A 23,468-nucleotide genomic window follows, 5' to 3' on the forward strand; every position below is an offset into this window, starting at 1 on the left:
TCCAGACTATTTAAATTCTGACAAAAAGCGAGAGGGTAGCAGGTAAAGTTTTGTCTGCTTAGCAATCAAAAATTTTGAATATGTTTGTCATGCTTATCCGCCAGCATTAGCCAGCTAAAGCGCGTAAGGTATTTCTCAGCCGAACCACAGCCTGTTGAGGATGCTATGAACCCATTACGCATGCCCGCTCTGTTTTTGGGACACGGTAGCCCAATGAACGTGCTGGAAGAGAATAACTATACCCGAACCTGGCGTGAGCTGGGCGAAAAGCTGCCGAGACCGCAGGCTATTCTGGCTATCTCTGCCCACTGGTATACGCGTGGGACAGCGGTTACCGCCATGAAAAATCCGCGAACGATTCATGATTTCGGCGGCTTTCCGCAGGCGCTGTTTGATACACGTTATGCTGCACCCGGTTCGCCTGCGCTGGCGCAAAAGATTGCAGAGATACTGACGTCGCCAGATGTGCATCTGGATCATAACTGGGGACTGGATCACGGGTCGTGGGGCGTCTTAATCAAAATGTATCCGGCTGCGGATATACCAGTGGTGCAGCTGAGCATTGACGGTACGCAACCTGCAGCCTGGCACTTTCAGCTGGGGCAAAAGCTGGCGACGCTGCGTGAGCAGGGAGTGATGATAGTTGCCAGCGGGAATGTGGTGCATAACCTGCGCATGGCGCGCTGGCAGGATGATGGCGATGCGTATCCGTGGGCCCGCGCTTTTAACCAGTATGTGCGCGATAACCTGAGCTGGCAGGGGTCGGCTGCAGAACACCCGCTGGTGAATTTTATGCAGCATCAGGACGCAGTGCTTGCTAATCCAACGCCGGAGCATTATCTGCCGCTGTTGTATATATTAGGCTCACGTCAGCCAGACGAGGCTGTTACCGTGCCGGTAGACGGCATCGTCATGTCCGCGCTGAGTATGTTATCCGTACAGGTAGGGTAAACCCGGATGATAAAAAGGGCAGCCGTTGACTGCCCGTTTCAGTTATTCAATGAAAGCGTGCGGGTAGAAGCGCGACAGATCCTGAGTGATTAACGCACGATCCTCACGCAGGCCAATGCCTGCAGGCTGATCGTCCACCAGCCAACTGCCGATCAGCGTGTAGCTGTCGCCAAACTGCGCCAGCGGATGAAACTGCTGCACAATCATCCCTTCTTCGCCATACGGGCCATCAACGCGGGCAATTTCCTGCCCTTTTTCCATAATGCGGATATTGGCGCCTTCACGGGAAAAGAGCGGCTTTACCACGTATTTATCCATGGCGGGCACATTATCTTCAGCAAAGTAAGCTGGCAGCAGGTTAGGGTGATTAGGGAACATCTGCCAAAGCACAGGCAGCAGCGCTTTATTAGAAAGAATGCTCTTCCAGGCTGGCTCCAGCCAGCGCACGCCGGCATCATTCAGCTTGGTTGAGAAGATCTCGCGCAGCATAAATTCCCACGGATAGAGCTTAAACAGATTACTGATTACCCGATCGTTGAGATCGGTAAACTGGCCTTTCTCGCCCAGCCCAATATCATCAATAAATAAGAATTCGCTCGGCAGCCCCGCCTCGCTGGCGCAATCCTGCAGATACTGCACCGTACCGCGGTCTTCTTCGCTGTCCCGATAGCAGGTGAAGTGCAGCAGGCTAAAGCCATGCTGTTGATGCAACACGGCGAAACGCTCGATCAGTTTTTCCTGCAGGCTGTTGAACTGATCGCTGCCTGCCGGCAGTTTGCCCGCGTTAAGCTGATCTTCCAGCCACAGCCACTGAAAGAAAGCGGCTTCATACAGCGATGTTGGCGTATCGGCATTGTTTTCTAACAGCTTAGCGTCGCCGCTGCCGCCCCAGGCCAAATCGAGACGTGAATAGAGCGATGGCTGCGACGTTTTCCACGAGGTGCGAACAAAATCCCACGTATGTTTGGGAATACGGAATTTAGCCAGCAGCTCCTCGCTGTTAACCACCTTATCCACCACCTGTAAGCACATCTGATGCAGTTCAGCGGTGGTTTCTTCCAGGTAATCGATTTGCGCCAGGGTAAACTGATAATAAGCATCCTCACACCAGTACGGCTCGTCATACATAGTATGAAAACCAAAGCCGTATTCGGAAGCACGGGCGCGCCAGTCAGGACGCTCTGCAATAGCAATGCGTTTCATCAGGCGTTAGCCCCCCAGCGAGCGGCGGCTGGTGCCGGTAGCGCTGCTGCGCTGCATGCTGGTCTGTTTCGCCACGGTTTCACCAAAGCCGCCGCGCGTAACGGTGTTGGTGGTTGCCGGTTTCGGAGCCAGCGCCGTTTTCGGCACCGTCATGGTTCGGCCCGGCGTCGCGGTGCCGTAGTTGCGGCCGCTGGCGTCAACGAACTTACCGTTCATCGGGCTGGCCGGGTTTTTCGAGCTAAACAACGGCTGCGCGGCAAAACCTGCGCCGCCGCCCATCATGCGGCCCATCATATAACCCGCCATCAACGGCATCCAAAAGCTGCCGCTCTGATGCGTTTCCGCATTGGTGCCAGCCTGAGCCGGAGCCTGCTGGCACTGGGCCTCGCCAAATTCGGCTACGCAGTCTTCACGCGAAGCATATTTAGGCGCGGTTTTTTCCGCCTCTTTCAGCGCGTTATGGTAAGCGGTAGTGCATTGTTCGCTCTGGCCAGGATTGGCTTTAGTACAGTCATCGGCGTTTTGATAAAGAGAAACCGTTTCGTCTGCCTGTTCACAGCCGGCCAGCATAAAAACGGCGGTAACGGCCAACGCCACCGGCGTCAGATGACGAGCGCGCCAGCTCTTACGGAAGGCGTCGCGATTAATGTTTTTTGTCCTTTTCATGGAATAGTCCTCTGCCCAAAGGTAGCGCAAAGAATAGGTGAAACCGGATTAAAAATGAAGCAACAGTCAGCGCTGTGCCTGTATCTTTACGTAGCTATACGTTCAAATGCGAGAAGGGATCAAAACAGCAAAGAAATGGGTGCAAAAGAAGGGCTACGGCCACGAAATTAGCAAACTTCGTGGCCGATTTTAAACCTTAATGGCTAAACGGATTGCCGCTTTGACGCGCCGCTGCGGGACGAGCCGCCGCTGCAGAACCTTCGCCGTTCTGGCTGGCCGCCGCCTGCATATTCGTTCCCCGATCGGCTGCCGCATCCTGCTGCGGATTTTCTGGCGCTACCGTTTCAGGCGAGGTCGGTATTTCTTTGCCCAGGCTGGCGTTAAGCCCCATCAGATCCTGTTCGTTCAGCGTACCGAGCGCGGATTTAATGTTCAGCTGATTAATCAGATAATCATAACGGGCATCGGAAAGCTGCTGCTTGGCGTTGTACAGGGTAGTAGTGGCATCCAGCACATCAACGATGGTGCGCGTACCAACCTGATAACCGGCTTCCATCGCATCCAGAGAGCTTTGAGCAGACACTACCGCCTGCTTGTAGGCGTCGATGCTGCTGATAGAGGCGTTAACGTTATTAAAGGAAGAACGCACGGTCTGAACTGCGGAGCGATGCGCGCTTTCCAGCTGTTCGCTGGCGCTAACGAAGGAATACTGCGCCTGTTTCACCTGAGAGTTCACCGCGCCGCCGCTGTATAACGGCAGGTTAAAGCTCAAACCAACCTGGTTAGAACCCGTAATGGCGTCGTTCTGCGTAGCGCGGCTGCCGCCATATTTATTGTTAGACAGGCCGGTAGAAGCGTTTAAATCCAGCGTCGGCATATGGCCCGATTCATAATAGCGGATCTGTTCACGCGCCAGGTCCTGCGACAGACGCGCGGATAACAGGTTCAGGTTGCGGCTTTCCGCCTCTTTCAGCAGCGCGCTAACCGGCTGCGGCTTATCGGTGCGGAAACGGTCGATATTCAGCGAAGCCAGCGTTGGGTAGTAGTTGCCGGTGACCTGACGCAGCGTTTCTACCATGTTATCCAGCTCATTACGCGCTGAGACTTCACTGGCCAGCACGTTGTCATACTGCGCGCGGGCGTTTTGCACGTCGGTGATGGCGACCAGGCCTACGTTAAAACGCTGCGTGGTTTGATCGAGCTGACGATAGATGGACTGTTTCTGCGCCTCAATATAGGAAAGCGCGTCGATGGCGCGTAACACATTAAAATAGGCCGTCGCGGTATTCAGGATCAGGTTCTGCTGAGCGGCCTGATAGCTGACATCCTGTACGCCAGCCGTTTTTTCCTGCAGCGTCAGCGCGCGCCATTTGCTCATATCGAACAGGGTTTGCGTTAACTGCAGCGAACCGCTGGTGGTATTCGAATGGGTATCACGCGCGTCGCGGTAGCCGCTGTTATAGGTATAATCGGCGCCAAGGCCCAGCTGAGGCAGTAACGGACTACGGGCTTCGTTAATCTTTTCAAATGCCGCGTCACGGTCCGCCGCAGAGCTGCGCAAATCAGGGTTAGTCAATCGGGCCTGTTGATAAATCTGCAGCAGGTTCTCCGCCTGACTAGCCACGCTGAAGCCGCCCAGGCTCAGGCCAATAAGTAAAGGGAGCAGTTTCTTCATTTGCATTCCTTGTAGTGCAGCAAAGTTGCTATGGTAGCGCTGACATAAGCTAAAAAAATATGCGCCGATTCTAGCAGAGTGTGCCAGATTGATAAGTTGGCTGAACGTGCCATCTTCCGTTAATTTACGTAAATAATTCAGAAAGAACCACCCTCCTGGGCGGAGTCTGGTTGAAACCGTGCACCGCGCCCACCATTATAGGGACACCGGCTTTATGGTTAAAAATACAAATTACCCTGTGACTTTCAGCAAAAACGATGTAGAAATTATTGCACGCGAGCCATTGTATGAAGGGTTTTTTTCTTTAGTTCGCTATCGCTTCCGTCACCGCCTGTTTAACGGTGAAATGAGTAACGAAGTCGTGCGCGAAGTTTTTGAGCGCGGACATGCCGCAGTCCTGCTACCCTATGATCCCCAGCGTGATGAAGTGGTACTGATCGAACAGATCCGTATGCCCGCTTATGATACCAGCCCAACGCCCTGGCTACTGGAATTAGTGGCCGGCATTATTGAGCCTGGCGAAAGCGTTGAGCAGGTGGTGCGCCGCGAGGCGATAGAAGAAGCGGGTTTGACGGTTAAACGCGTACAGCCGGTAATGAATTACCTGGCCAGCCCAGGCGGCACCAGCGAGCGCCTGTCGGTACTGGTGGGAGAAGTGGATGCCAGCGTGGCGCAAGGATACCACGGCCTGGAGGAAGAGAATGAGGATATTCTTGTTCATGTGGTGAGCCGCGAACAGGCTTACCGCTGGGTGGAAGAGGGGAAAATTGACAACGCGGCCTCCGTCATCGCTCTGCAATGGCTGATGCTGCACTATGAGAAATTGCGAAAAGAGTGGAATCCAACATGATCAAGCGCTACGTCCCTGATTTTCCCGAAATGATGCGGTTGAGCGAAACGAACTTCGCCCAGCTGCGTCGTCTGCTGCCGCGCAATGATGAAGCGGGGGCCTCGGTGACCTATCAGGTAAACGGCGCCAGCTACAACATTACCATTATTGAATCTACGCGCTACACCACGTTGGTTGAGATTCGGCAAACCGCGCCTGCCGTTAGTTACTGGAGTCTGCCTTCAATGTCTGTCAGGCTATATCACGATGCGATGGTTGCTGAAGTGTGTTCAACACAGCAGATCTATCGTTTTAAAGCGCGTTATGATTACCCGAATAAAAAATTGCACCAGCGTGATGAAAAGCATCAAATCAACCAGTTTCTTGCTGACTGGCTGCGTTATTGTCTGTCGCACGGTGCCATGGCCGTTCCGGCCTGGTAAGCGGCAATAACCTTGATATGGCGTGGAGATTAAGGACATTTTTTGGATAGCCTGCTAAAACTTCCTGTGGTGAGTGGGGCCAATATCAGGATATTACAAATCACGGATACCCACCTTTTTTCAGGCAGACACGAAACGCTGCTGGGCGTTAATACCTGGGCCAGTTTTAATGCGGTGCTGGAAGCCATCGAGGCTGAGCAGCGGCCGATCGACCTGATTATCGCCACCGGCGATCTGGCGCAGGACCACTCGCCTGAAGCCTATCAGCACTTTGCTGAGGGTATTGCGCGTCTGCCGGCGCCCTGCGTCTGGCTGCCGGGCAATCACGATTTTCAGCCCACCATGTACGACACGCTGGCGCAGTCAGGCATTGCTGAGGCGAAACAGGTATTGTTGGGCGAACGCTGGCAGCTGGTGCTGCTCGACAGCCAGGTCGCGGGCGTGCCGCACGGGATGCTTAGCGACTATCAGCTCGACTGGCTGGAAAAAACCCTGGCGCAGAGCGCCGAACGTCATACGCTGGTACTGCTGCATCATCATCCGCTGCCGTCGGGCTGTTCCTGGCTGGATCAGCATAGCCTGCGCAATTCGCATGCGCTTGACGCCGTGCTTCAGTCTTACCCGCAGGCGAAAACGCTTATTTGCGGCCATATTCATCAGGAAATGGATGTGGACTGGCATGGACGACGTTTATTAGCCACGCCTTCAACCTGCGTTCAGTTCAAGCCGCACTGCACCAACTTTACGATTGATGCCGTCGCGCCGGGCTGGCGCTGGCTGGAGCTGGACGACAGCGGCGCGGTGCAAACGCAGGTTCAGCGTCTCTCAACGCGCGCTTTTACGCCCAATCTTGATTCCGAAGGTTACTGAGTATGGCGACGCTGCTCTATCTGCACGGTTTCAACAGCTCTCCCGCTTCGGCGAAGGCGACACTGCTGCAGCGCTGGCTGACGACGCATCATCCGGACGTAACGATGCTGGTGCCGCAGCTGCCTGCCTTTCCGGGCGAGGCGGCGCAAATGCTGGAGGAGCTCGTAATGGCGCGCGCCGGCGAACCGCTGGGCATTGTGGGCTCATCGCTCGGCGGCTATTACGCCACCTGGCTGTCGCAGTGCTTTACGCTACCGGCGGTGGTTATCAACCCGGCGGTACGTCCTTTCGACCTGTTGCTCAATTATCTTGGCGCCAACGAGAATCCATACACCGGCCAAAAATATGTGTTAGAGTCTCGCCACATTTACGATCTGAAGGTCATGCAGATTGACCCGCTTGTGTCGCCGGATTTGCTTTGGCTACTGCAGCAGACGGGTGATGAGGTGCTCGATTATCGTCAGGCACTGGATTACTACCAGGCCTGTCGCCAGACGGTCGAAGAGGGCGGCAATCACGCTTTCACCGGATTCGAACGCTTTTTCCCTTCGATTCTTGACTTTATCGGTCTGAATCGCGCCTGATGCCGCGGGATCGTATAACTCTTTTTTCACCCACCAATTCAGAACGATACGATGACTCAATCCAGCTATAACGCTAAAGACATTGAGGTGCTCAGCGGCCTCGAACCCGTTCGTCGTCGTCCGGGAATGTACACCGATACCTCGCGCCCTAACCACCTGGGACAGGAGGTTATCGATAACAGTGTTGATGAAGCGTTGGCCGGCCATGCAAAACGCGTGGAAGTGATTCTACACGCCGATCAGTCACTGGAAGTGATCGATGACGGGCGCGGTATGCCGGTCGATATTCACCCGGAAGAGGGCGTTCCGGCGGTTGAGCTGATCTTCTGCCGCCTTCATGCCGGCGGCAAATTTTCCAACAAAAACTATCAGTTTTCCGGCGGTCTGCACGGCGTCGGTATTTCAGTGGTTAACGCCCTGTCAAAACGCGTGGAAGTCACGGTACGACGTAACGGCGAAGTGTACGATATGGCCTTTGAAAACGGCGATAAAGTGCAGGATCTGTCCGTTACCGGTACGGTCGCCAAACGCAATACCGGCACACGCGTGCGTTTCTGGCCGGACGGCAGCTTCTTCGACAGTCCGCGCTTCTCCGTTACACGCCTGTCGCATCTGCTGAAGGCGAAAGCGGTACTTTGCCCCGGCGTTGAGATCGTTTTCAAAGATAAAGTCAATAACACCGAGCAGAGCTGGCGCTATCTGGATGGCCTCACCGATTATCTGAGCGAGGCGGTAAACGGCCTGATCACGCTGCCGGAAACGCCGTTTGTCGGCAGTTTCGCGGGCGACGTCGAAGCGGTGGATTGGGCGCTGCTGTGGCTGCCGGAAGGCGGCGAGCTGCTGACGGAAAGCTACGTCAACCTGATCCCGACCATGCAGGGCGGCACGCACGTTAACGGTCTGCGTCAGGGCCTGCTGGATGCGATGCGCGATTTTTGCGAATACCGCAATATTCTGCCGCGCGGCGTTAAGCTGTCGGCGGAAGATATTTGGGATCGCTGCGCTTACGTCCTGTCGGTAAAAATGCAGGACCCGCAGTTTGCCGGCCAGACTAAAGAGCGTCTCTCTTCACGCCAGTGCGCGGCGTTTGTTTCCGGCGTCGTCAAGGATGCCTTCAGCCTGTGGCTTAACCAGAACGTGCAGGCGGCAGAACAGCTGGCGGAACTGGCTATCTCCAGCGCTCAGCGCCGTATGCGCGCGGCCAAAAAAGTGGTGCGTAAAAAGCTCACCAGCGGTCCGGCGCTGCCCGGCAAGCTGGCCGATTGTACCACCCAGGATCTGAGCAAAACCGAGCTGTTTCTGGTGGAGGGGGATTCCGCAGGCGGATCCGCCAAGCAGGCGCGCGACCGCGAATATCAGGCGATTATGCCGCTGAAAGGTAAGATCCTGAATACCTGGGAAGTCTCGTCGGACGAAGTGCTGGCCTCCCAGGAAGTGCATGATATTTCCGTCGCCATCGGGATCGACCCGGACAGCGAAGATCTCAGCCAGCTGCGCTACGGCAAGATCTGTATCCTGGCGGATGCGGATTCGGACGGCCTGCATATCGCCACGCTGCTGTGCGCGCTGTTTGTTAAACACTTCCGCTCGCTGGTAAAAGGCGGCCACGTTTATGTGGCGATGCCGCCGCTTTACCGCATCGATTTGGGTAAAGAAGTGTGGTACGCGCTGGATGAGGAAGAGAAAGATGGCGTGCTGGAGCAGCTGAAGCGTAAAAAAGGCAAGCCGAACGTTCAGCGTTTTAAAGGATTGGGCGAGATGAACCCAATGCAGCTGCGCGAAACGACGCTTGATCCGAATACGCGTCGCCTGGTTCAGCTCACTATAGATGAAGAGAACATTGAACAGACGCTGGCGATGATGGATATGCTGCTGGCTAAAAAGCGTTCTGAAGATCGCCGTAACTGGCTACAGGAAAAAGGTGATAAGGCAGAGATCGAGGTGTAAACCTCACGCTGCTTTTGCGCCGCCAATCGGCGATAAAAAACCGCCTGGGCATCTGACGATGGCCGGGCGGTTTTAATTTAGGTGCCGCTATTTATATCACGCTTACAGTACAGCGGAATCTGGCACGGCGTCCGCCGGTTGTTCCATCACAAAGATCTTCACATCCAGCACATCATCTTTAATACGTTCGCGATGGGCTTCCATATGCGGCTGCTGCTGATGCTGTTCCAGATGGCGCAGCGACGTCCAGTATTCCAGCATAAAAATGGAGTTGGGCAGATTCTGCTTCCACGGCACCTGTGCCTGATGATCGACCAGCGCCTGATATTTGCGACAGCCTTCTTCCTCTAAAACGATCGGTGTCAGATGGTGAATGGCTGCCAGCACCGCCTCACGGCGGCCAGGCTTAACGCAAATTTCAGCTACAACTGTCAGCATAATAGATTCCCGGCAAAAGTTTCAGAGCTTTAAGTTAAGCAAAGATTCTGGCCAGGTGCTCACGGTAGCGTTCAATATCACGCGGTACGTCAGGCTGTTTAATTACGTCATTACAGATAAAGGTAGGCAGACCTTCCATACCCAGAAACTGGTTAGCCTTATGGAAATGGAGATAAAGCCCGTCCACGCCCACGCCTTCAAAGAACTGCTGCGGATCGGTAAAGGCTTCTAACGGCGCGTTCCAGGTCAACGACAGCATATATTTCTTGCCTTGCAGCAGACCGCCGGAACCATATTTCTTGCTGGCGTCAGCGCGGGTACGGCCATCGCTGGCGTACAGCGAACCGTGACCTTCGGTAAACACTTCATCAATATATTTTTTCAGGATCCACGGCTCGCCCATCCACCAGCCCGGCATCTGATAAATCACCACGTCATGATCAAGATACTTCTGCACTTCCTGCTGAATATCGTAGCCGTCATCAATACGCGTAACCTGTACCTCGTGGCCTCCATCGCGTAAAAAGGCTGCTGCCACTTCGGTCATCGTGTGGTTCAGTTCACCTTTCGAGTGGGCAAATTGTTTACCCGCATCAACTATTAAAATCTTGCTCATTATTTTTGTCGCTCCGTTGAAAATTATGAAGCCAGTTTACGTGCGCCACAGGTAAAGAAAAATGTACGTTTGAACATAACACTTTTGCGCTCAGCGCAATAATCAGCAAAAAATATGAAAGAAAATAGTTGAATCCCGTCAGCCGCTCACCGTCGATAATGCGCCGCCGCAACCGTGACTAAACTGTGACATCGCCGCATCAGATAAGGTACTATCCTCGCCAAACAGATCGCCACGCGGCGCGCTGACGCCCGCCGCAACGTGAGGAATCATAATGAGTGACTTGACGCAGGATGGTGCAGAGCGTCTTGCCCTGCATAAATTTACTGAGAATGCGTACCTGAACTATTCCATGTACGTCATCATGGACAGGGCGCTTCCCTATATTGGCGATGGCCTGAAGCCGGTGCAGCGCCGTATCGTCTATGCGATGTCGGAGCTGGGCCTGAACGCCAGCGCAAAATTCAAAAAATCGGCGCGTACCGTGGGTGATGTGCTGGGTAAATACCATCCGCACGGCGACAGCGCCTGCTACGAAGCGATGGTATTAATGGCGCAGCCGTTCTCCTATCGCTATCCACTGGTGGACGGGCAGGGGAACTGGGGCGCGCCGGACGATCCGAAATCCTTCGCCGCCATGCGTTATACCGAATCACGCCTTTCGCGCTACGCCGAAGTGTTGCTGGGCGAGCTGGGGCAGGGCACGGTTGATTTCGTACCTAACTTTGACGGCACGTTAAACGAGCCGAAAATGCTGCCGGCGCGCCTGCCGAATATTTTGCTGAACGGCACGACCGGCATCGCCGTAGGTATGGCGACCGATATTCCGCCGCATAACCTGCGTGAAGTGGCGCAGGCGACCATGGCGCTGATTGATAATCCACAGACCAGCCTGGACGATCTGCTGGATATTGTGCAGGGGCCGGATTTCCCGACCGAAGCGGAGATTATCACGCCGCGCGCCGAGATCCGTAAGATCTACCAAAACGGTCGCGGATCGGTACGCCAGCGGGCGGTATGGAAAAAAGAAGATGGCGAAGTGGTGATCACCGCGCTGCCGCATCAGGTTTCCGGCGCGCGCGTGCTGGAGCAGATCGCCGCGCAGATGCGCAATAAAAAGCTGCCGATGGTTGAAGATCTGCGTGATGAATCCGATCACGAGAACCCAACGCGTCTGGTGCTGGTGCCGCGTTCAAACCGCGTCGATCTCGATCAGGTAATGAACCATCTGTTCGCCACCACCGATCTGGAAAAAAGCTACCGCATTAACCTGAACATGATCGGGCTGGATAACCGCCCGGCGGTGAAAAACCTGCTGGAGATCCTCAGCGAATGGCTGGTGTTCCGTCGCGATACGGTACGCCGTCGTCTGCAGTATCGTCTCGATAAAGTCTTGAAGCGTCTGCATATTCTTGCAGGTCTGCTGGTCGCTTTCCTCAATATCGATGAAGTGATCGAGATTATCCGCAGCGAAGATCAGCCGAAGCCGGTGCTGATGTCGCGTTTCGACATCAGTGAAACCCAGGCGGAAGCGATCCTTGAATTAAAGCTGCGCCATCTGGCGAAGCTGGAAGAGATGAAAATTCGCGGCGAGCAGAACGAGCTGGAAAAAGAGCGCGATCGGCTGCAGGCCACGCTGGCTTCAGAGCGTCGAATGAATACGCTGCTGAAGAAAGAGCTGCAGGAGGATAGCGAAGCCTATGGCGATGAACGCCGTTCGCCGCTGCACGAACGCGAAGAGGCGAAAGCAATCAGTGAAAACGAGCTGGTGCCTTCAGAGCCGGTGACGGTTGTTCTGTCGCAAATGGGCTGGGTGCGCAGCGCTAAAGGACATGACATCGATCCTGCCGGATTAAGCTACAAGGCTGGCGATAGCTATCTGGCCGCCGCCCGTGGAAAAAGCAATCAGCCGGTCGCCTTTGTCGATTCGACCGGCCGCAGCTATACGCTGGATCCTTCCACGCTGCCTTCAGCGCGCAGCCAGGGCGAGCCGCTAACCGGCAAGCTCACGCCGCCGCCGGGCGCGGTGATGGAACAGGTGCTGATGGAGGCGGAAGATCAGCGCCTGCTGATGGCGTCTGATGCGGGCTACGGTTTTGTCTGCACCTTTGCCGATCTGGTATCGCGCAACCGCGCCGGTAAAGCGCTGCTTACGCTGCCGGAAAACGCCAGGGTAATGACGCCGATGGCGATTTATAGCGATGACGACATGCTGCTGGCGATTACCGCGGCGGGCCGAATGCTGATGTTCCCGGTGGGCGATCTGCCGCAGCTGTCGAAAGGCAAGGGGAACAAGATTATTTCCATTCCGTCGGCGCAGGCCAGCAGCGGCGAAGACCGTCTTGCCTGGCTGTATCTGCTGCCGCCGGGCAGCGCGATCACGCTGTATGTGGGCAAACGTAAGCTGACGCTGCGTCCGGAAGAGCTACAGAAATTCCGTGCCGAGCGCGGACGGCGCGGCACGCTGCTGCCGCGTGGCCTGCAGCGTATCGACCGCGTTGAGGTGGATGCGCCAGCCCGCGCTGTTTCTGACGATAGCGAAGCCTGATAGCACAGGGGATCCGGAGCGACGCCCGTTACCGTGCGGCTCCGGTGCAATACCGGTGTGTTTTCATATAAAGCCGGTATACTTAGGCGGAAGCCACAATGAGGTCGTTATGCTGCTAATTTTACGTGTCTTTTTGGTTATTATTTATTCAATTCTGGTTTGTGTATTTGGCTGCATCTGGTGCCTGTTTTCGCCGCGTAATCCACGTCATGTCGCCACGTTTGGCCATCTGTTTGGCTCACTGGCGCCGCTGTTTGGCGTTAAGGTTGAGATGCGTAAGCCTGAAGGGGCTGAAAATTACGGCAATGCGATCTACATTGCCAACCACCAGAACAACTACGACATGATTACTGCGTCGAACATCGTGCAGCCGTCAACGGTCACGGTGGGTAAAAAAAGCCTGCTGTGGGTCCCTTTCTTCGGCCTGCTCTACTGGCTGACGGGTAATCTGCTGATCGACCGCGATAATCGCTCTAAGGCGCACACCACCATTGGTAAAGTGGTGGATGAGTTTAAAAGAAAGCGCATCTCTTTCTGGATGTTTCCGGAAGGGACCCGCAGCCGTGGACGCGGTCTGCTGCCGTTTAAAACCGGCGCTTTCCATGCCGCTGTCGCCGCAGGCGTGCCGATTATCCCGATCGTCGTCTCTACGACGCACAATAAAATCAAGCTCAACCGCTGGAAAAACGGCCTGGTGATTATCGAAATGCTGCCGCCGGTAGACGTGGCCGCCTTTGAGAAAGAATCGGTGCGTAAGCTGGCTACGCACTGTCGTGAGCTGATGCAGGCTAAACTTAACGAGCTGGATGCTGAAGTCGCCGAGCGGGAAGCCAACGGCAAGGTATAATTCATACGGGCCACAGCCGTGGCCCCACAGCAATCTCTGAACAACAATAAAAACGGACCGCGTCAGCCTGGCGCCGCGCGCACCGCTATGGAGTCGTTATGTCTTTCAGTCGACGTCAATTTATACAGGCTTCGGGCATAGCCCTGTGCGCGGGCGCACTGCCGATTAACGCACAGGCGGCGGCAGGCGGTGAAACGCCATTACCGATCCCGCCATTGCTGGAATCACGCCGAGGGCAGCCGCTGTTTCTTACGGCGCAGCGCAGCCACTGGTCTTTTTCCGGCGACAATAACAAAGTGCCGGTATGGGGCATCAACGGGCTCTATCTGGGGCCGACGGTGCGCGTCTGGAGCGGCGATGACGTTAAGCTGATTTACAATAACCGGCTGAATGAGCCGGTGGCGATGAGCGTCGGCGGCCTGCAGGTGCCGGGCGCGCTGAGCGGCGGAGCGTCGCGGATGATGTCGCCGGGCGTGGACTGGGCACCGGTACTGCCGGTACGCCAGCGCGCCGCAACCTGCTGGTATCATGCCAGCACGCCGAATCGCATGGCGCAGCACGTCTATAACGGTCTGGCGGGCCTGTGGCTGATCGAGGATGAGGTGAGTAAATCGCTCCCGATCCCCAAACACTACGGCGTTGATGATTTTCCGCTGATTATTCAGGACAAACGCCTCGATAATTTTGGCGCGCCGGTTTATAACCCTCCTGAAAACGGCGGATTGATAGGCGATACGCTGCTGGTCAACGGCGTGCGGAATCCGTTTGTTGAGGTGTCACGCGGCTGGGTGCGCCTGCGGTTGCTGAACGCTTCTAACGCCCGACGTTATGAAATGATCCTCAGCGATAATCGTCCTTTCCACGTGATTGCCAGCGATCAGGGCTTTTTGCCCGCGCCGGTGGCGGTACAACAGCTTTCGCTGGCACCTGGCGAGCGGCGCGAAGTGCTGCTGGATATGTCGCAGGGCGAAGAGGTTTCGATTACCGCAGGCGTGGCGGCGGGCATTATGGATCGCCTGCGCGGCCTGTTTGAACCCTCCAGCATTTTAATCTCCACGCTGATTTTGACGTTGCGGCCTACCGGCCTGCTGCCGCTGGTGACGGATAATCTGCCGATGCGCCTGCTGGCCGATCAGCTACTCGACGGCACGCCGGTCCGCACGCGCGAGCTGCGTCTGGGAGATGCGCAGCCGGGCATTAACGGCGCGCTGTGGGATATGTCGCGTATCGATATTCAGGCGCAGCAGGGCAGCTACGAGCGCTGGATCGTCCATGCCGATACGCCGCAGGCGTTTCATATTCAGGGCGTGGCCTTTTTAGTGAAAAGCGTTAACGGCGCGCAGCCGTTTGGCGAAGATCGCGGCTGGAAAGATACCGTTTGGATTGATGGCGAAGTGGAACTGCTGGTGGCCTTTAATCAGCCTTCCTCTGAGCATTTCCCGTTTGTTTATTACAGCCAGACGCTGGAGATGGCGGATCGCGGTACGGCGGGACAGCTGCTGGTGCAGCCGGGGCAGGGCGGCTAAGCGCGCGATGCGCTTATCCAGCCCGTCTTTTAAAACTATTGAGGTAATAGTCCAGGCGTGAACGGACGCTACTAAAAGCGATGGCTAAAGCTAAAACGCAGGGAGAGCGGGCAGAAGAGTAAAGCGTCCCGCGCCATGGACGGCGCGGGCCGAGCTGTCAGGGATGACGTAGTTTGCGTCTTTACGATCGGCCCGGTCTCTCTGCGGAAGCGCCAGAACCAACCGCGACTGCCACCAGAACCAGCCGCTAAATCAATAACCCTTAGTTCAGCTCATCCGGGTGCGGTCCCAGCCGCGTACCGCTATCCATCTTAGCGATTTCGCTGATCTCCGTTTTCTCCAGCCGGAAATCAAACACGTGGAAATTCTCTTCAATGCGCGATGGCGTCACGGATTTCGGGATCACCACCAAACCGCTGTCCAGATGCCAGCGGATCACCACCTGCGCCGGCGTCTTGCCATATTTTTTCGCCAGTTGCTTAATCACATCCCGATCGAAAACGCCTTTGCCGCCCTGCGCCAGCGGGCTCCAGGATTCAGTTTGAATCTGGTGCATGGCGTTCCAGGCATGCAGCTCGCGCTGCTGTAGCATCGGATGCAGCTCCACCTGATTAATCACCGGCGTAACGCCCGTTTCATCAATTAACCGTTTCAGGTGCTTCTCCTGGAAATTACAGACGCCGATGCTTTTCGTCAGGCCCTGCTGCTGCAGCTCAATCATCCCTTGCCAGGCCTTAACGTAATTATCCTTTTCCGGGCAGGGCCAGTGCATCAGGTAAAGATCGACATACTCCAACTGCAATTTTTTCAGGCTGCTTTCTATCGCCTGCTGCCAGTTCAGCTGATCCTCATTCCACAGTTTGGTGGTCACAAAGATATTCTCACGTGCCACGTCCGTTTGCTGCAGCGCCTGACCTACTCCTTCCTCATTTTCATAAATGGCGGCGGTATCGATCGAACGATAGCCAACTTCAAGCGCCTTCAGCGCCGCGTTACGCGCTTCCTCTACGCTGGCCTGCCAGACGCCCAGCCCCAGCTGCGGCATCATATTGCCGTCACGCAGTTTAATAATCGGTTGGTCTGCCATAACTTCTCCTTACTGGTTAATTGGACCCGATAGCGCTTAAGTCTAGTCGAGATATACTGTGGCGGCTGAACCGCCTGTGGTCATTATGGAAAAGCCTAATGCTTATTTCTGCAGGAAACTTGCCTGTTTCTCCAGACGGCTGGAGAATTTTACTGACTGCGGGCAGACTGCCGGTGGGTTAATCAACGCGAGTAGAAAAAATGGATCGGGAAGCGATCTGCGCCACCCTGGCGCAAAAAGTGATTCAGCTGCGTAAAGCCGGACGCGCCGCCTTGCCTGAACTGCCAGAGGTGCAGCTGCTTTATGCTGATCAAACCTGGGGCCGCACGCCGGTAATGTACCGACCCGGCATCATTATTCTGTTTCAGGGCAAAAAAGTGGGCTATATCGGCACCGCTATCTTTAACTACGATGCCAGCAAATATCTGATGCTAACCGTCCCGCTGCCGTTTGAATGCGAAACCTTTGCGACGCCGGAAAACCCGCTGGCGGGCATGATGCTGCATGTGGATATGCCAAAGCTGCAGGATCTGCTGATCGAACTCAATAATGATGAAAGCTTCCAGCCCAGGCCGCTGAATCAGGGCATTCACTCCGCCTTTCTCTCTGAAGAGCTGCTGTGTGCGACCGAGCGGCTGCTGGACGTGATGCGCAAAGACCGGGATGCGCGCGTGCTTGGGCCGCAAATCGTGCGGGAAATCCTTTATTACGTGCTGACCGGTCCCTGCGGCGGCGCGCTACTGTCGCTGGTCAGCCGACACACCCAGTTCAGCCAGATAGCGCGGGCGCTGCGGCGCATTGAGAGCTGCTATACCGATAGCCTTAGCGTGGAGCTGCTGGCGGCGGAGGTGAATATGAGCGTCTCGGCGTTTCATCATAACTTTAAGGCGGTAACCAGCACCTCGCCGCTGCAATACCTGAAAACCTATCGGCTGCATCAGGCGCGCAATATGATGCTGCAGGAGGGATTAAAGGCCAGCGCGGCGGCGATGAAGGTGGGTTATGAAAGCGCCTCGCAGTTCTCGCGCGAGTTTAAACGCTACTTCGGCGTCACGCCGGGTGAAGAGATCACACGGATGCGGCTGGCGGGATAACGGGCCCGCCTGCCGCAAAAAATCAGGCGCGCTGACGGCGCTTTTTCCAGATAAGGGCAACGCTGCCCGCCAGGCCCAGGAACAGCAGGGCGACGGGTAAAATAATCAGAATCGCCATTACCTGGTCTTCATGGCGCTTAATAAAAGGCACCTGGCTAATGCCGTAGCCAAAGGCGGTCATAATCGTCACCCACAGCAGGCCGCTCAGCCAGTTAAACAGCTGAAAGCGCCCGTTTTGCAGGCCGGAGATACCGGCCATCGTCGGCAGCAGCGTGCGCACAAACGCCAGAAAACGGCCCACCAGCAGCGCCATCAGGCCGTGGCGGTTAAACAGATGCCAGGCGCGCTGATGATACTGCGCGGGCAGATGCATCAGCCAGCCTTTTACCAGCCGGGTATTGCCCAGCCAGCGGCCCTGCAGATAGCTCAGCCAGCAGCCGAGGCTGGCGGCGGTGGTCAGGATCACCATCGTGGGGATAAAGTCCATCACGCCTTTGGCAATCATCGCGCCCGCCAACAGCAGCAGGCTATCGCCCGGCAGGAAAGAGGCGGGCAGCAGGCCATTCTCCAGAAACAGCGTAAGAAACATAATGCCGTAAACGATCCAAACCACATCTGGATTGGCCAGCGCGGCAAAATCCTGATGCCATAGCGCCTGAACAATCTCATGTATCACACCCATGTGCTTCCTCGTTGACTGTGGTAATCGCTTAAGTGTAACTGCAAAGGGGCGCCTGCATCCTGTCTGAGAAATAACAGAGGGCAGCCCGTTAAGTGTCTGTTTAAGGTTAGCGTGACTTTTAACGCTTATGGTTGGGCGATACGCGCAAAACCGGCGGCCAAATCGTCAATCAAATCGTTGATATGCTCCAGGCCAATATGCAAACGTACCAGCGTCCCGCTAAAATCCACGCCGTTAACCGGGCGAATCGCCGCCAGCTCTTCCGGTTGACTGGCCAGAATCAGCGACTCGAATCCGCCCCAGGAGTAAGCCATGCTGAAGTGGCGAAAACCATCGAGAAATTGTGCCAGCTTTTCATCGCTTAGTTTTTGCGTCAGCACAAAGGAAAACAGGCCGCTGCTGCCGCTAAAATCGCGCTTCCAGGCCTGATGTCCGGGGCACTGCGCCAGCGCCGGATGGTTTATGCGCGCCACTTCTGGACGCGCCGCCAGCCAGTTGGCTACCGCCAGCGCACTTTCCTCATGCTGACGCAGACGTACCGCCAGCGTGCGCAGGCCGCGACTGGTGACGTAAGCGGTATCAGCATCCACCATTTGCCCCATCAGATATGAGTTTTCACGCAGGCGATCCCAGCAGCGCGCATTGCTGACGGCGGTACCGATCATCGCATCAGAATGCCCCACCAGATATTTGGTGCCCGCCTGAACAGAAATATCCACGCCGTGATCCAGCGGACGAAACAGCAAACCGGCAGCCCAGGTATTATCCAGGATAATAATCGCCTCAGGCGCTTTGCTGCGCACCGCCTGTACGATAGCGGGCACATCCTGTACTTCCATCGTGATCGACGCGGGGGATTCGAGAAAAACGACTTTGGTATTGGGCTGCACCAGATCGGCAATTTCAGCGCCCGCCAGGTGATCGAAATAGCGCGTGGTCACGCCAAGCTTAGCGAGGATCTTATTACAGAAGTCCTGAGTGGGCTCATAGACCGAACCGGCCATCAGCACCTCGTCGCCCGCCTCGACAAACGCAAGAATCGCATTGGATACCGCCGCCGCGCCGCAGGGATAAAGCGCGCAGCCCGCGCCGCCTTCCAGCTCGCACATCGCTTCCTGTAAGGAGAAATGCGTCAGCGTACCGCGACGGCCATAAAACAGCTCGCCCTGCGCCCGCCCGGCGATGGCGCGTTTTTTATCGGCAACGGTAGCAAATACCAGTGAAGAGGCGCGCTGAATAACGCTATTAACGGAGCCCTGGGTGTAACGTGGTTTTCTTCCGGCGCTAATCAGTGTGGTTTCAATATTTTTTTTCGACATGCTGCAAGCGGTCCTGCCTAACCTGTAGTGAGGCGTTAACTTACCACGTTTAGCCGGCCGGGGTTGAGAGCGATTTGCCACTATCAGACAGTGGCCAGATAGAGACGAAAAGGCGGGCGGCGGCGGAGCAATTTTCCGCCGTCGCCCGCCGTGCGATGCCGCTTCTTATCGCTGCGGCAGTCGGCCTTTTGCGCTAAAAACGAGGCCAGGGTTACATCACGCCCATAACATGCGGCAGCCACAGGGAAATAGCCGGGACATAGGTAATCAGCAGCAGCACCACAAACAGCAGGCAGTAAAACGGCAGCATCGCCTTCACAACCAGCTCGATCTTCTGCTTGCCGACCGCGCTGGCGACAAACAGCACCGAGCCCACCGGCGGCGTAATCAGGCCGATACCGAGATTGATCATCATGATCATGCCGAAGTGTACCGGATCGACGCCCAGCGCCGTGGTTACCGGCAGCAGCACCGGCGTCAGGATCAGAATAATCGGCGCCATATCCATCAGCGTGCCAACCACCAGCAGCAAAAGATTTATACACATCAAAATGACATATTTATTATCGGAGACGCTGGTGAAAAACTCGGTGATAAGCTGCGGCAGCTGCATAAAGGTCATTACCGCACCAAAGCCGGAGGCGAAAGCGATCAGCACCATGACGATGGTGACGGTTTTAATAGTGCGGAATAGCAGGATATGCAGCTGATTCCATTTAAAGTCGCGGTAGATAAACATAGTGACGAAAAAGGCCCACAGGCAGGCGATAGCCGCCGACTCCGAGGCGGTAAAAATACCGGAGAGAATGCCGCCGAGGATAATCACCACGGTAAACAGGCCCCAGAAGGCGTCAAAAAAGATCTTCAGCGCCTGACGGAAGGGGATGCGTTCACCGCGCGGATAGCCGCGCTTGCGCGCAAAACCAAGGCACATCACCATCAGGCACAGCCCCAGCAGCAGGCCGGGAAAAATACCGGCGACAAACAGCGAGGAGATGGTTACCACGCCGCCGGTAGCCAGCGAATAGATAACCGAGTTATGGCTGGGCGGCGTCAGCACCGCCTGTACCGATCCGCTGGCGGTTACCGCAGCGGCAAAATCGCGCGGATAGCCTTTCTCTGCCATTTGCGGGATCATCACCGAGCCGATGGAGGCGGTATCCGCCACCGATGAACCGGAAATCGCGCCGAAAAAGGTCGAGGCGACAATATTCACCAGCGATAGCCCGCCGCGGATAAAGCCGACAAAAATATAGGCGAAGTTAACCAGCCGTCGGGCGATGCCGCCTTCGGCCATAATCGCCCCGGCCAGAATAAAAAACGGGATAGTCAGCAGCGAGAATTTATTAACGCCGTTGGTAATCTGGATAACCACCGCCTCCAGCGGCAGATCGATCCACCAGGCGCCGATAAAAGCGCTGAGGCCGACGGCAAAAGCGACCGGAAAGCCAATCAGCAACAGGATCATCATACTGCCAATCAGGATCAGTGCGTCCATCATAAGCTCCGAATCAGTGGGTGCCGCCGAGGCTGACCAGCGGGCGCTCGGACTGATCGCCGTACAGCAGGCGTTCAATCACAAACAGAATAGTCAGCAGCGCGCCGACCGGAATAGGCAGATACATCTGACCAAACGTGACGGCGGGCAGCGAGGCCTGCGGCTGGAACCACATCGCTTCGCACAGCGCATAGCTTGCCTGGAAAATAATCAGGCAGGCGGCCAGCATCAGCAGATTGCTTATCAGCGCCGCTATTTTTTGTCCGCGCGGCGACAAACGATCGGTCACCATCGATACGCAGATATGGGTTCCCGCCCGGAAACCTACCGGCGCGCCGATAAAGGTAAAAATAATCATACAGACAATGGCGACCGGCTCCGGCCAGGAGAGAGCATCGTTCATCACATAGCGAGCAAAAATGCCGATGGGGATCACCGCCACCATTATCAGCAAAGCCATTGCGGCGATCGTCATACACAGCAGATAGACCGCATCCATCAAACGTGAATAGGCAGACATAGTGCGTTACCTGATTAGCGGCGCCACGAAGAGGCGTGGCGCAGAAGAGGGTTATTTCACCGCAGCGATTTGCTGCATCAGATCCTGATACTCTTTACCGTATTGATCGCGGACCGGCTGCGTCGCCTTCATAAAGTAATCGCGATCGATCTGCTGGAACGTCACGCCGCCCGCTTTCATTTTATCCAGCGATTGCTGGTTATATTCAGCCCATAGCTTGCGTTCATCTTCCTGGGCTTCTTTGCCCAGCTTGCGTAGCAGCGCCTGATCCTCAGCTGAAAGTTTGTCCCAGGAAAGTTTAGAGAACAGGATCATTTCCGGCTGGATAAAGTGCCCGGTCAGGGTGTAATACTTCGCCACCGGCATATAATTGTGGGCGACAAAGGTTGGCGGGTTGTTTTCCGTACCGTCCACCACCCCGGTTTGCATCGCGCTGAACACTTCGCTAACGCCCATCGCGACAGGATTCGCGCCCATCGCCTTCAGCGTCGCCAGCGAAATAGCGCTGTTCTGTACGCGAATTTTCATGCCTTTCAGATCGTCCGGCTTTGTCACCGGCTTTTTAGTGATCATGTTGCGCACGCCTGCGTCGGTCCAGCCGAGAAATACCATGCGCGCCCTGGGATCTTTATCAAACTTATCGATAATCGATTTGCCTGGTTCGCCGTCCAGCACGTGATGCATATGCGCTTCATCACGGAAGATATAAGGCAACGTCAGCACGCCGGTTTCCGGCGCGAGAGTGGAGACCGGCGCCAGCGAGACGCGAATCATATCCACCGCGCCGATCTGCACCTGCTGTAGCGTTTGCTCCTCATCGCCAAGCGTGCCGCCAGCATAAACCCGCATCTCCAGCCGACCATCGGTTGCCTGCTTCAGCTTTTCCCCCATATGTTCAAGTGCAACGACAGTGGGATAACCGGCAGGCTGGACTTCCGCCACTTTCAGCACCTTTGCCGAGGCGACGGTGGAAGCAAACAGCGCGGTGGATGCCAGCGACAACGCCAGCAACAGTTTTTTCATTTTCATATGACGATCTCCTGCGCCTAAAGGGGGCCCGGTTTCTGGTCTGAAAGAGGGAAGGGCAAAGGTCAGATGCCAGCAGGGCTGATTCACTATAGATAAATTGCGCGGGTGGAAAATTGGCGTGCATAAATTGGATGAATCGCATCACATAATTAAAACCATGTTTTAATAAATTTATACGCAGCGTCACAGTTTAAAAACTAACCGTTTACATCATACCGGCGTCCCGCCCGGCTGATGGGGAAAGGTCGAGAAATCTTTGTAAATAGTAATGAGAACTAGTATCAATTCGCCCTTGTTTTGGTATCATTCCGAACTGTTTGAATGACTCATCTTAAGGTTGGAGAAATAGCGTGGTGACCAATGAACTGATGCAGACGGATCTCTCTGTCTGGGGCATGTATGAACATGCGGACATCGTAGTAAAAGCGGTAATGATCGGGCTGCTTCTGGCGTCCGTTGTCACCTGGACCATCTTCTTCGGCAAATTTACCGAACTGACGTCGGCGCGTCGGCGTTTGAAACAGGAACAGCAGACGCTGGCGGAGGCGCGTTCACTGCGTCAGGCCGCTGAGCTAAGCGACAGTTTTCACGCGCGTAGCCAGAGCGCTGTGCTGCTGCAGGAAGCGCAGAACGAGCTGGAGCTTTCGGTGGGTTCCGACGATAACGAAGGCATTAAAGAGCGTACCGGCTTCCGTCTGGAACGTCGCGTAGCGGCCATCAGCCGCTATGCCGGTCGCGGCAACGGCTTCCTGGCGACTATCGGTTCCGTTGCTCCCTTTATCGGCCTGTTCGGCACGGTATGGGGCATCATGAATAGCTTTATCGGCATCGCCCAAACTCAGACGACCAACCTGGCGGTCGTCGCGCCGGGCATCGCTGAAGCTCTGCTGGCGACCGCCATCGGCCTGATTGCCGCGATCCCGGCGGTGGTGTCCTATAATATCTTTGCGCGCATGATCGCCAGCTATAAAGCGGGCCTGGGCGATGTGGCCGCGCAGGTGCTGCTGCTGCAAAGCCGCGATCTTGACCTGGCGCGCAGCAACAGCGGTGCGCAGCCGGTACAGAATGCACATAAACTGCGGGTAGGTTAAGCGTT

23 protein-coding genes are annotated in these 23,468 nt (G+C 55.7%); 11 read left to right on the forward strand and 12 right to left on the reverse strand.

Annotated features, from left to right (window positions below):
* Positions 1–165: 165 nt before the first annotated feature.
* Positions 166–951 (forward strand): 4,5-DOPA-extradiol-dioxygenase, encoded by a 786-nt coding sequence (gene ygiD / locus COO59_RS07995; protein ID WP_103059272.1) that lies wholly within the window; start codon positions 166–168, stop codon positions 949–951.
* 42 nt (positions 952–993) lie between these two features.
* Here the strand turns inward: ygiD and COO59_RS08000 are convergent, their stop codons facing one another.
* The 3 genes from COO59_RS08000 to tolC all read right to left on the reverse strand — a co-directional run bounded on the left by COO59_RS08000 (position 994) and on the right by tolC (position 4,495).
* Entirely contained in the window at positions 994–2,154 is a 1,161-nt protein-coding gene (locus COO59_RS08000; RefSeq protein ID WP_103059273.1) for a glutathionylspermidine synthase family protein, read from the reverse strand.
* A gap of 6 nt (positions 2,155–2,160) precedes the next feature.
* The gene (locus tag COO59_RS08005; protein WP_103059274.1) at positions 2,161–2,820 is read right to left on the reverse strand and encodes a DUF1190 family protein; all 660 of its coding nucleotides are present in this window, start codon (positions 2,818–2,820) and stop codon (positions 2,161–2,163) included.
* Between the two features lie 196 nt (positions 2,821–3,016).
* On the reverse strand, positions 3,017–4,495 hold the full coding sequence (gene tolC / locus COO59_RS08010) for an outer membrane channel protein TolC (protein ID WP_103059275.1): 1,479 nt from the start codon (positions 4,493–4,495) through the stop codon (positions 3,017–3,019).
* 214 nt (positions 4,496–4,709) lie between these two features.
* Between tolC and nudF the strand changes: the two genes are divergently transcribed.
* The 5 genes from nudF to parE are packed head-to-tail and all read left to right on the forward strand — an operon-like array spanning position 4,710 to position 9,168.
* The gene (gene nudF / locus COO59_RS08015) at positions 4,710–5,345 is read left to right on the forward strand and encodes an ADP-ribose diphosphatase (RefSeq protein ID WP_103059276.1); all 636 of its coding nucleotides are present in this window, start codon (positions 4,710–4,712) and stop codon (positions 5,343–5,345) included.
* Positions 5,342–5,767, forward strand: a complete 426-nt coding sequence (locus tag COO59_RS08020; protein WP_103059277.1) for a DUF1249 family protein — start codon at positions 5,342–5,344, stop codon at positions 5,765–5,767. The genes nudF and COO59_RS08020 overlap by 4 nt, the downstream gene beginning before the upstream one ends.
* 42 nt (positions 5,768–5,809) lie before the next feature.
* Positions 5,810–6,637, forward strand: coding sequence for a 3',5'-cyclic-AMP phosphodiesterase (cpdA, locus tag COO59_RS08025; protein ID WP_103059278.1), 828 nt, complete (start codon positions 5,810–5,812; stop codon positions 6,635–6,637).
* 2 nt (positions 6,638–6,639) lie between these two features.
* Positions 6,640–7,221 carry an esterase YqiA gene (gene yqiA / locus COO59_RS08030; RefSeq protein WP_103059279.1) on the forward strand — a complete coding sequence of 194 codons (582 nt, stop codon included), beginning with the start codon at positions 6,640–6,642 and terminating at the stop codon, positions 7,219–7,221.
* Between the two features lie 51 nt (positions 7,222–7,272).
* Complete coding sequence (gene parE, locus COO59_RS08035; protein ID WP_103059280.1) at positions 7,273–9,168, forward strand: DNA topoisomerase IV subunit B; 1,896 nt, start codon at positions 7,273–7,275, stop codon at positions 9,166–9,168.
* Between the two features lie 102 nt (positions 9,169–9,270).
* Here the strand turns inward: parE and COO59_RS08040 are convergent, their stop codons facing one another.
* The 3 genes from COO59_RS08040 to COO59_RS21475 form a co-directional block, all read right to left on the reverse strand.
* Positions 9,271–9,606 carry a putative quinol monooxygenase gene (locus tag COO59_RS08040; RefSeq protein ID WP_103059281.1) on the reverse strand — a complete coding sequence of 112 codons (336 nt, stop codon included), beginning with the start codon at positions 9,604–9,606 and terminating at the stop codon, positions 9,271–9,273.
* Positions 9,607–9,640: 34 nt separating this feature from the next.
* A complete protein-coding gene (locus tag COO59_RS08045) occupies positions 9,641–10,222 on the reverse strand; it encodes an NAD(P)H-dependent oxidoreductase (RefSeq protein WP_103059282.1) in 582 nt (193 codons plus the stop codon).
* Positions 10,223–10,360: 138 nt separating this feature from the next.
* A complete protein-coding gene (locus COO59_RS21475) occupies positions 10,361–10,495 on the reverse strand; it encodes a hypothetical protein (protein ID WP_276308263.1) in 135 nt (44 codons plus the stop codon).
* Between the two features lies 1 nt (position 10,496).
* Between COO59_RS21475 and parC the strand changes: the two genes are divergently transcribed.
* From parC to ftsP, 3 genes are all read left to right on the forward strand, one after another.
* On the forward strand, positions 10,497–12,770 hold the full coding sequence (parC, locus tag COO59_RS08050; protein WP_103059283.1) for a DNA topoisomerase IV subunit A: 2,274 nt from the start codon (positions 10,497–10,499) through the stop codon (positions 12,768–12,770).
* 109 nt (positions 12,771–12,879) lie between these two features.
* Positions 12,880–13,617: a 1-acylglycerol-3-phosphate O-acyltransferase gene (locus COO59_RS08055; protein ID WP_103059284.1), complete on the forward strand. Its 738-nt coding sequence runs from the start codon at positions 12,880–12,882 to the stop codon at positions 13,615–13,617.
* 98 nt (positions 13,618–13,715) lie between these two features.
* Complete coding sequence (ftsP, locus tag COO59_RS08060; RefSeq protein ID WP_103059285.1) at positions 13,716–15,143, forward strand: cell division protein FtsP; 1,428 nt, start codon at positions 13,716–13,718, stop codon at positions 15,141–15,143.
* A gap of 262 nt (positions 15,144–15,405) precedes the next feature.
* Here the strand turns inward: ftsP and dkgA are convergent, their stop codons facing one another.
* A complete protein-coding gene (gene dkgA / locus COO59_RS08065; RefSeq protein WP_103059286.1) occupies positions 15,406–16,230 on the reverse strand; it encodes a 2,5-didehydrogluconate reductase DkgA in 825 nt (274 codons plus the stop codon).
* 200 nt (positions 16,231–16,430) lie between these two features.
* Between dkgA and COO59_RS08070 the strand changes: the two genes are divergently transcribed.
* Positions 16,431–17,324 carry an AraC family transcriptional regulator gene (locus COO59_RS08070; protein WP_103059287.1) on the forward strand — a complete coding sequence of 298 codons (894 nt, stop codon included), beginning with the start codon at positions 16,431–16,433 and terminating at the stop codon, positions 17,322–17,324.
* 22 nt (positions 17,325–17,346) lie between these two features.
* On the opposite strand, the gene COO59_RS08075 is transcribed toward COO59_RS08070, so the two are convergent.
* From COO59_RS08075 to COO59_RS08095, 5 genes are all read right to left on the reverse strand, one after another.
* Positions 17,347–18,006, reverse strand: coding sequence for a DedA family protein (locus COO59_RS08075; RefSeq protein WP_103059288.1), 660 nt, complete (start codon positions 18,004–18,006; stop codon positions 17,347–17,349).
* A gap of 125 nt (positions 18,007–18,131) precedes the next feature.
* Positions 18,132–19,325, reverse strand: coding sequence for a cystathionine beta-lyase (metC, locus tag COO59_RS08080; protein WP_103059289.1), 1,194 nt, complete (start codon positions 19,323–19,325; stop codon positions 18,132–18,134).
* A 211-nt stretch (positions 19,326–19,536) separates the two neighbouring features.
* Entirely contained in the window at positions 19,537–20,823 is a 1,287-nt protein-coding gene (locus COO59_RS08085) for a TRAP transporter large permease (RefSeq protein WP_103059290.1), read from the reverse strand.
* Between the two features lie 13 nt (positions 20,824–20,836).
* The gene (locus COO59_RS08090) at positions 20,837–21,343 is read right to left on the reverse strand and encodes a TRAP transporter small permease (protein ID WP_103059291.1); all 507 of its coding nucleotides are present in this window, start codon (positions 21,341–21,343) and stop codon (positions 20,837–20,839) included.
* 51 nt (positions 21,344–21,394) lie between these two features.
* A complete protein-coding gene (locus COO59_RS08095; protein WP_103059292.1) occupies positions 21,395–22,372 on the reverse strand; it encodes a TRAP transporter substrate-binding protein in 978 nt (325 codons plus the stop codon).
* Positions 22,373–22,725: 353 nt separating this feature from the next.
* On the opposite strand from COO59_RS08095, the gene exbB reads away from it, so the two are divergent.
* Positions 22,726–23,463: a tol-pal system-associated acyl-CoA thioesterase gene (gene exbB, locus COO59_RS08100; RefSeq protein ID WP_103059293.1), complete on the forward strand. Its 738-nt coding sequence runs from the start codon at positions 22,726–22,728 to the stop codon at positions 23,461–23,463.
* The last annotated feature ends 5 nt before the right edge of the window (positions 23,464–23,468 follow it).

The sequence above is a fragment of the Mixta theicola genome, assembly GCF_002895925.1.
Classification (GTDB): Bacteria; Pseudomonadota; Gammaproteobacteria; order Enterobacterales; family Enterobacteriaceae; genus Mixta; species Mixta theicola.

Bases quoted from the DNA above. Each gene is read 5' to 3' on its own strand.
- ygiD (WP_103059272.1), top strand. From the start codon at position 166: ATGAACCCATTACGCATGCCCGCTCTGTTTTTGGGACACGGTAGCCCA.
- COO59_RS08000 (WP_103059273.1), bottom strand. From the start codon at position 2,154: ATGAAACGCATTGCTATTGCAGAGCGTCCTGACTGGCGCGCCCGTGCT.
- COO59_RS08005 (WP_103059274.1), bottom strand. From the start codon at position 2,820: ATGAAAAGGACAAAAAACATTAATCGCGACGCCTTCCGTAAGAGCTGG.
- tolC (WP_103059275.1), bottom strand. From the start codon at position 4,495: ATGAAGAAACTGCTCCCTTTACTTATTGGCCTGAGCCTGGGCGGCTTC.
- nudF (WP_103059276.1), top strand. From the start codon at position 4,710: ATGGTTAAAAATACAAATTACCCTGTGACTTTCAGCAAAAACGATGTA.
- COO59_RS08020 (WP_103059277.1), top strand. From the start codon at position 5,342: ATGATCAAGCGCTACGTCCCTGATTTTCCCGAAATGATGCGGTTGAGC.
- yqiA (WP_103059279.1), top strand. From the start codon at position 6,640: ATGGCGACGCTGCTCTATCTGCACGGTTTCAACAGCTCTCCCGCTTCG.
- parE (WP_103059280.1), top strand. From the start codon at position 7,273: ATGACTCAATCCAGCTATAACGCTAAAGACATTGAGGTGCTCAGCGGC.
- COO59_RS08040 (WP_103059281.1), bottom strand. From the start codon at position 9,606: ATGCTGACAGTTGTAGCTGAAATTTGCGTTAAGCCTGGCCGCCGTGAG.
- COO59_RS08045 (WP_103059282.1), bottom strand. From the start codon at position 10,222: ATGAGCAAGATTTTAATAGTTGATGCGGGTAAACAATTTGCCCACTCG.
- COO59_RS21475 (WP_276308263.1), bottom strand. From the start codon at position 10,495: ATGATTCCTCACGTTGCGGCGGGCGTCAGCGCGCCGCGTGGCGATCTG.
- parC (WP_103059283.1), top strand. From the start codon at position 10,497: ATGAGTGACTTGACGCAGGATGGTGCAGAGCGTCTTGCCCTGCATAAA.
- COO59_RS08055 (WP_103059284.1), top strand. From the start codon at position 12,880: ATGCTGCTAATTTTACGTGTCTTTTTGGTTATTATTTATTCAATTCTG.
- ftsP (WP_103059285.1), top strand. From the start codon at position 13,716: ATGTCTTTCAGTCGACGTCAATTTATACAGGCTTCGGGCATAGCCCTG.
- dkgA (WP_103059286.1), bottom strand. From the start codon at position 16,230: ATGGCAGACCAACCGATTATTAAACTGCGTGACGGCAATATGATGCCG.
- COO59_RS08070 (WP_103059287.1), top strand. From the start codon at position 16,431: ATGGATCGGGAAGCGATCTGCGCCACCCTGGCGCAAAAAGTGATTCAG.
- COO59_RS08075 (WP_103059288.1), bottom strand. From the start codon at position 18,006: ATGGGTGTGATACATGAGATTGTTCAGGCGCTATGGCATCAGGATTTT.
- metC (WP_103059289.1), bottom strand. From the start codon at position 19,325: ATGTCGAAAAAAAATATTGAAACCACACTGATTAGCGCCGGAAGAAAA.
- COO59_RS08085 (WP_103059290.1), bottom strand. From the start codon at position 20,823: ATGGACGCACTGATCCTGATTGGCAGTATGATGATCCTGTTGCTGATT.
- COO59_RS08090 (WP_103059291.1), bottom strand. From the start codon at position 21,343: ATGTCTGCCTATTCACGTTTGATGGATGCGGTCTATCTGCTGTGTATG.
- COO59_RS08095 (WP_103059292.1), bottom strand. From the start codon at position 22,372: ATGAAAATGAAAAAACTGTTGCTGGCGTTGTCGCTGGCATCCACCGCG.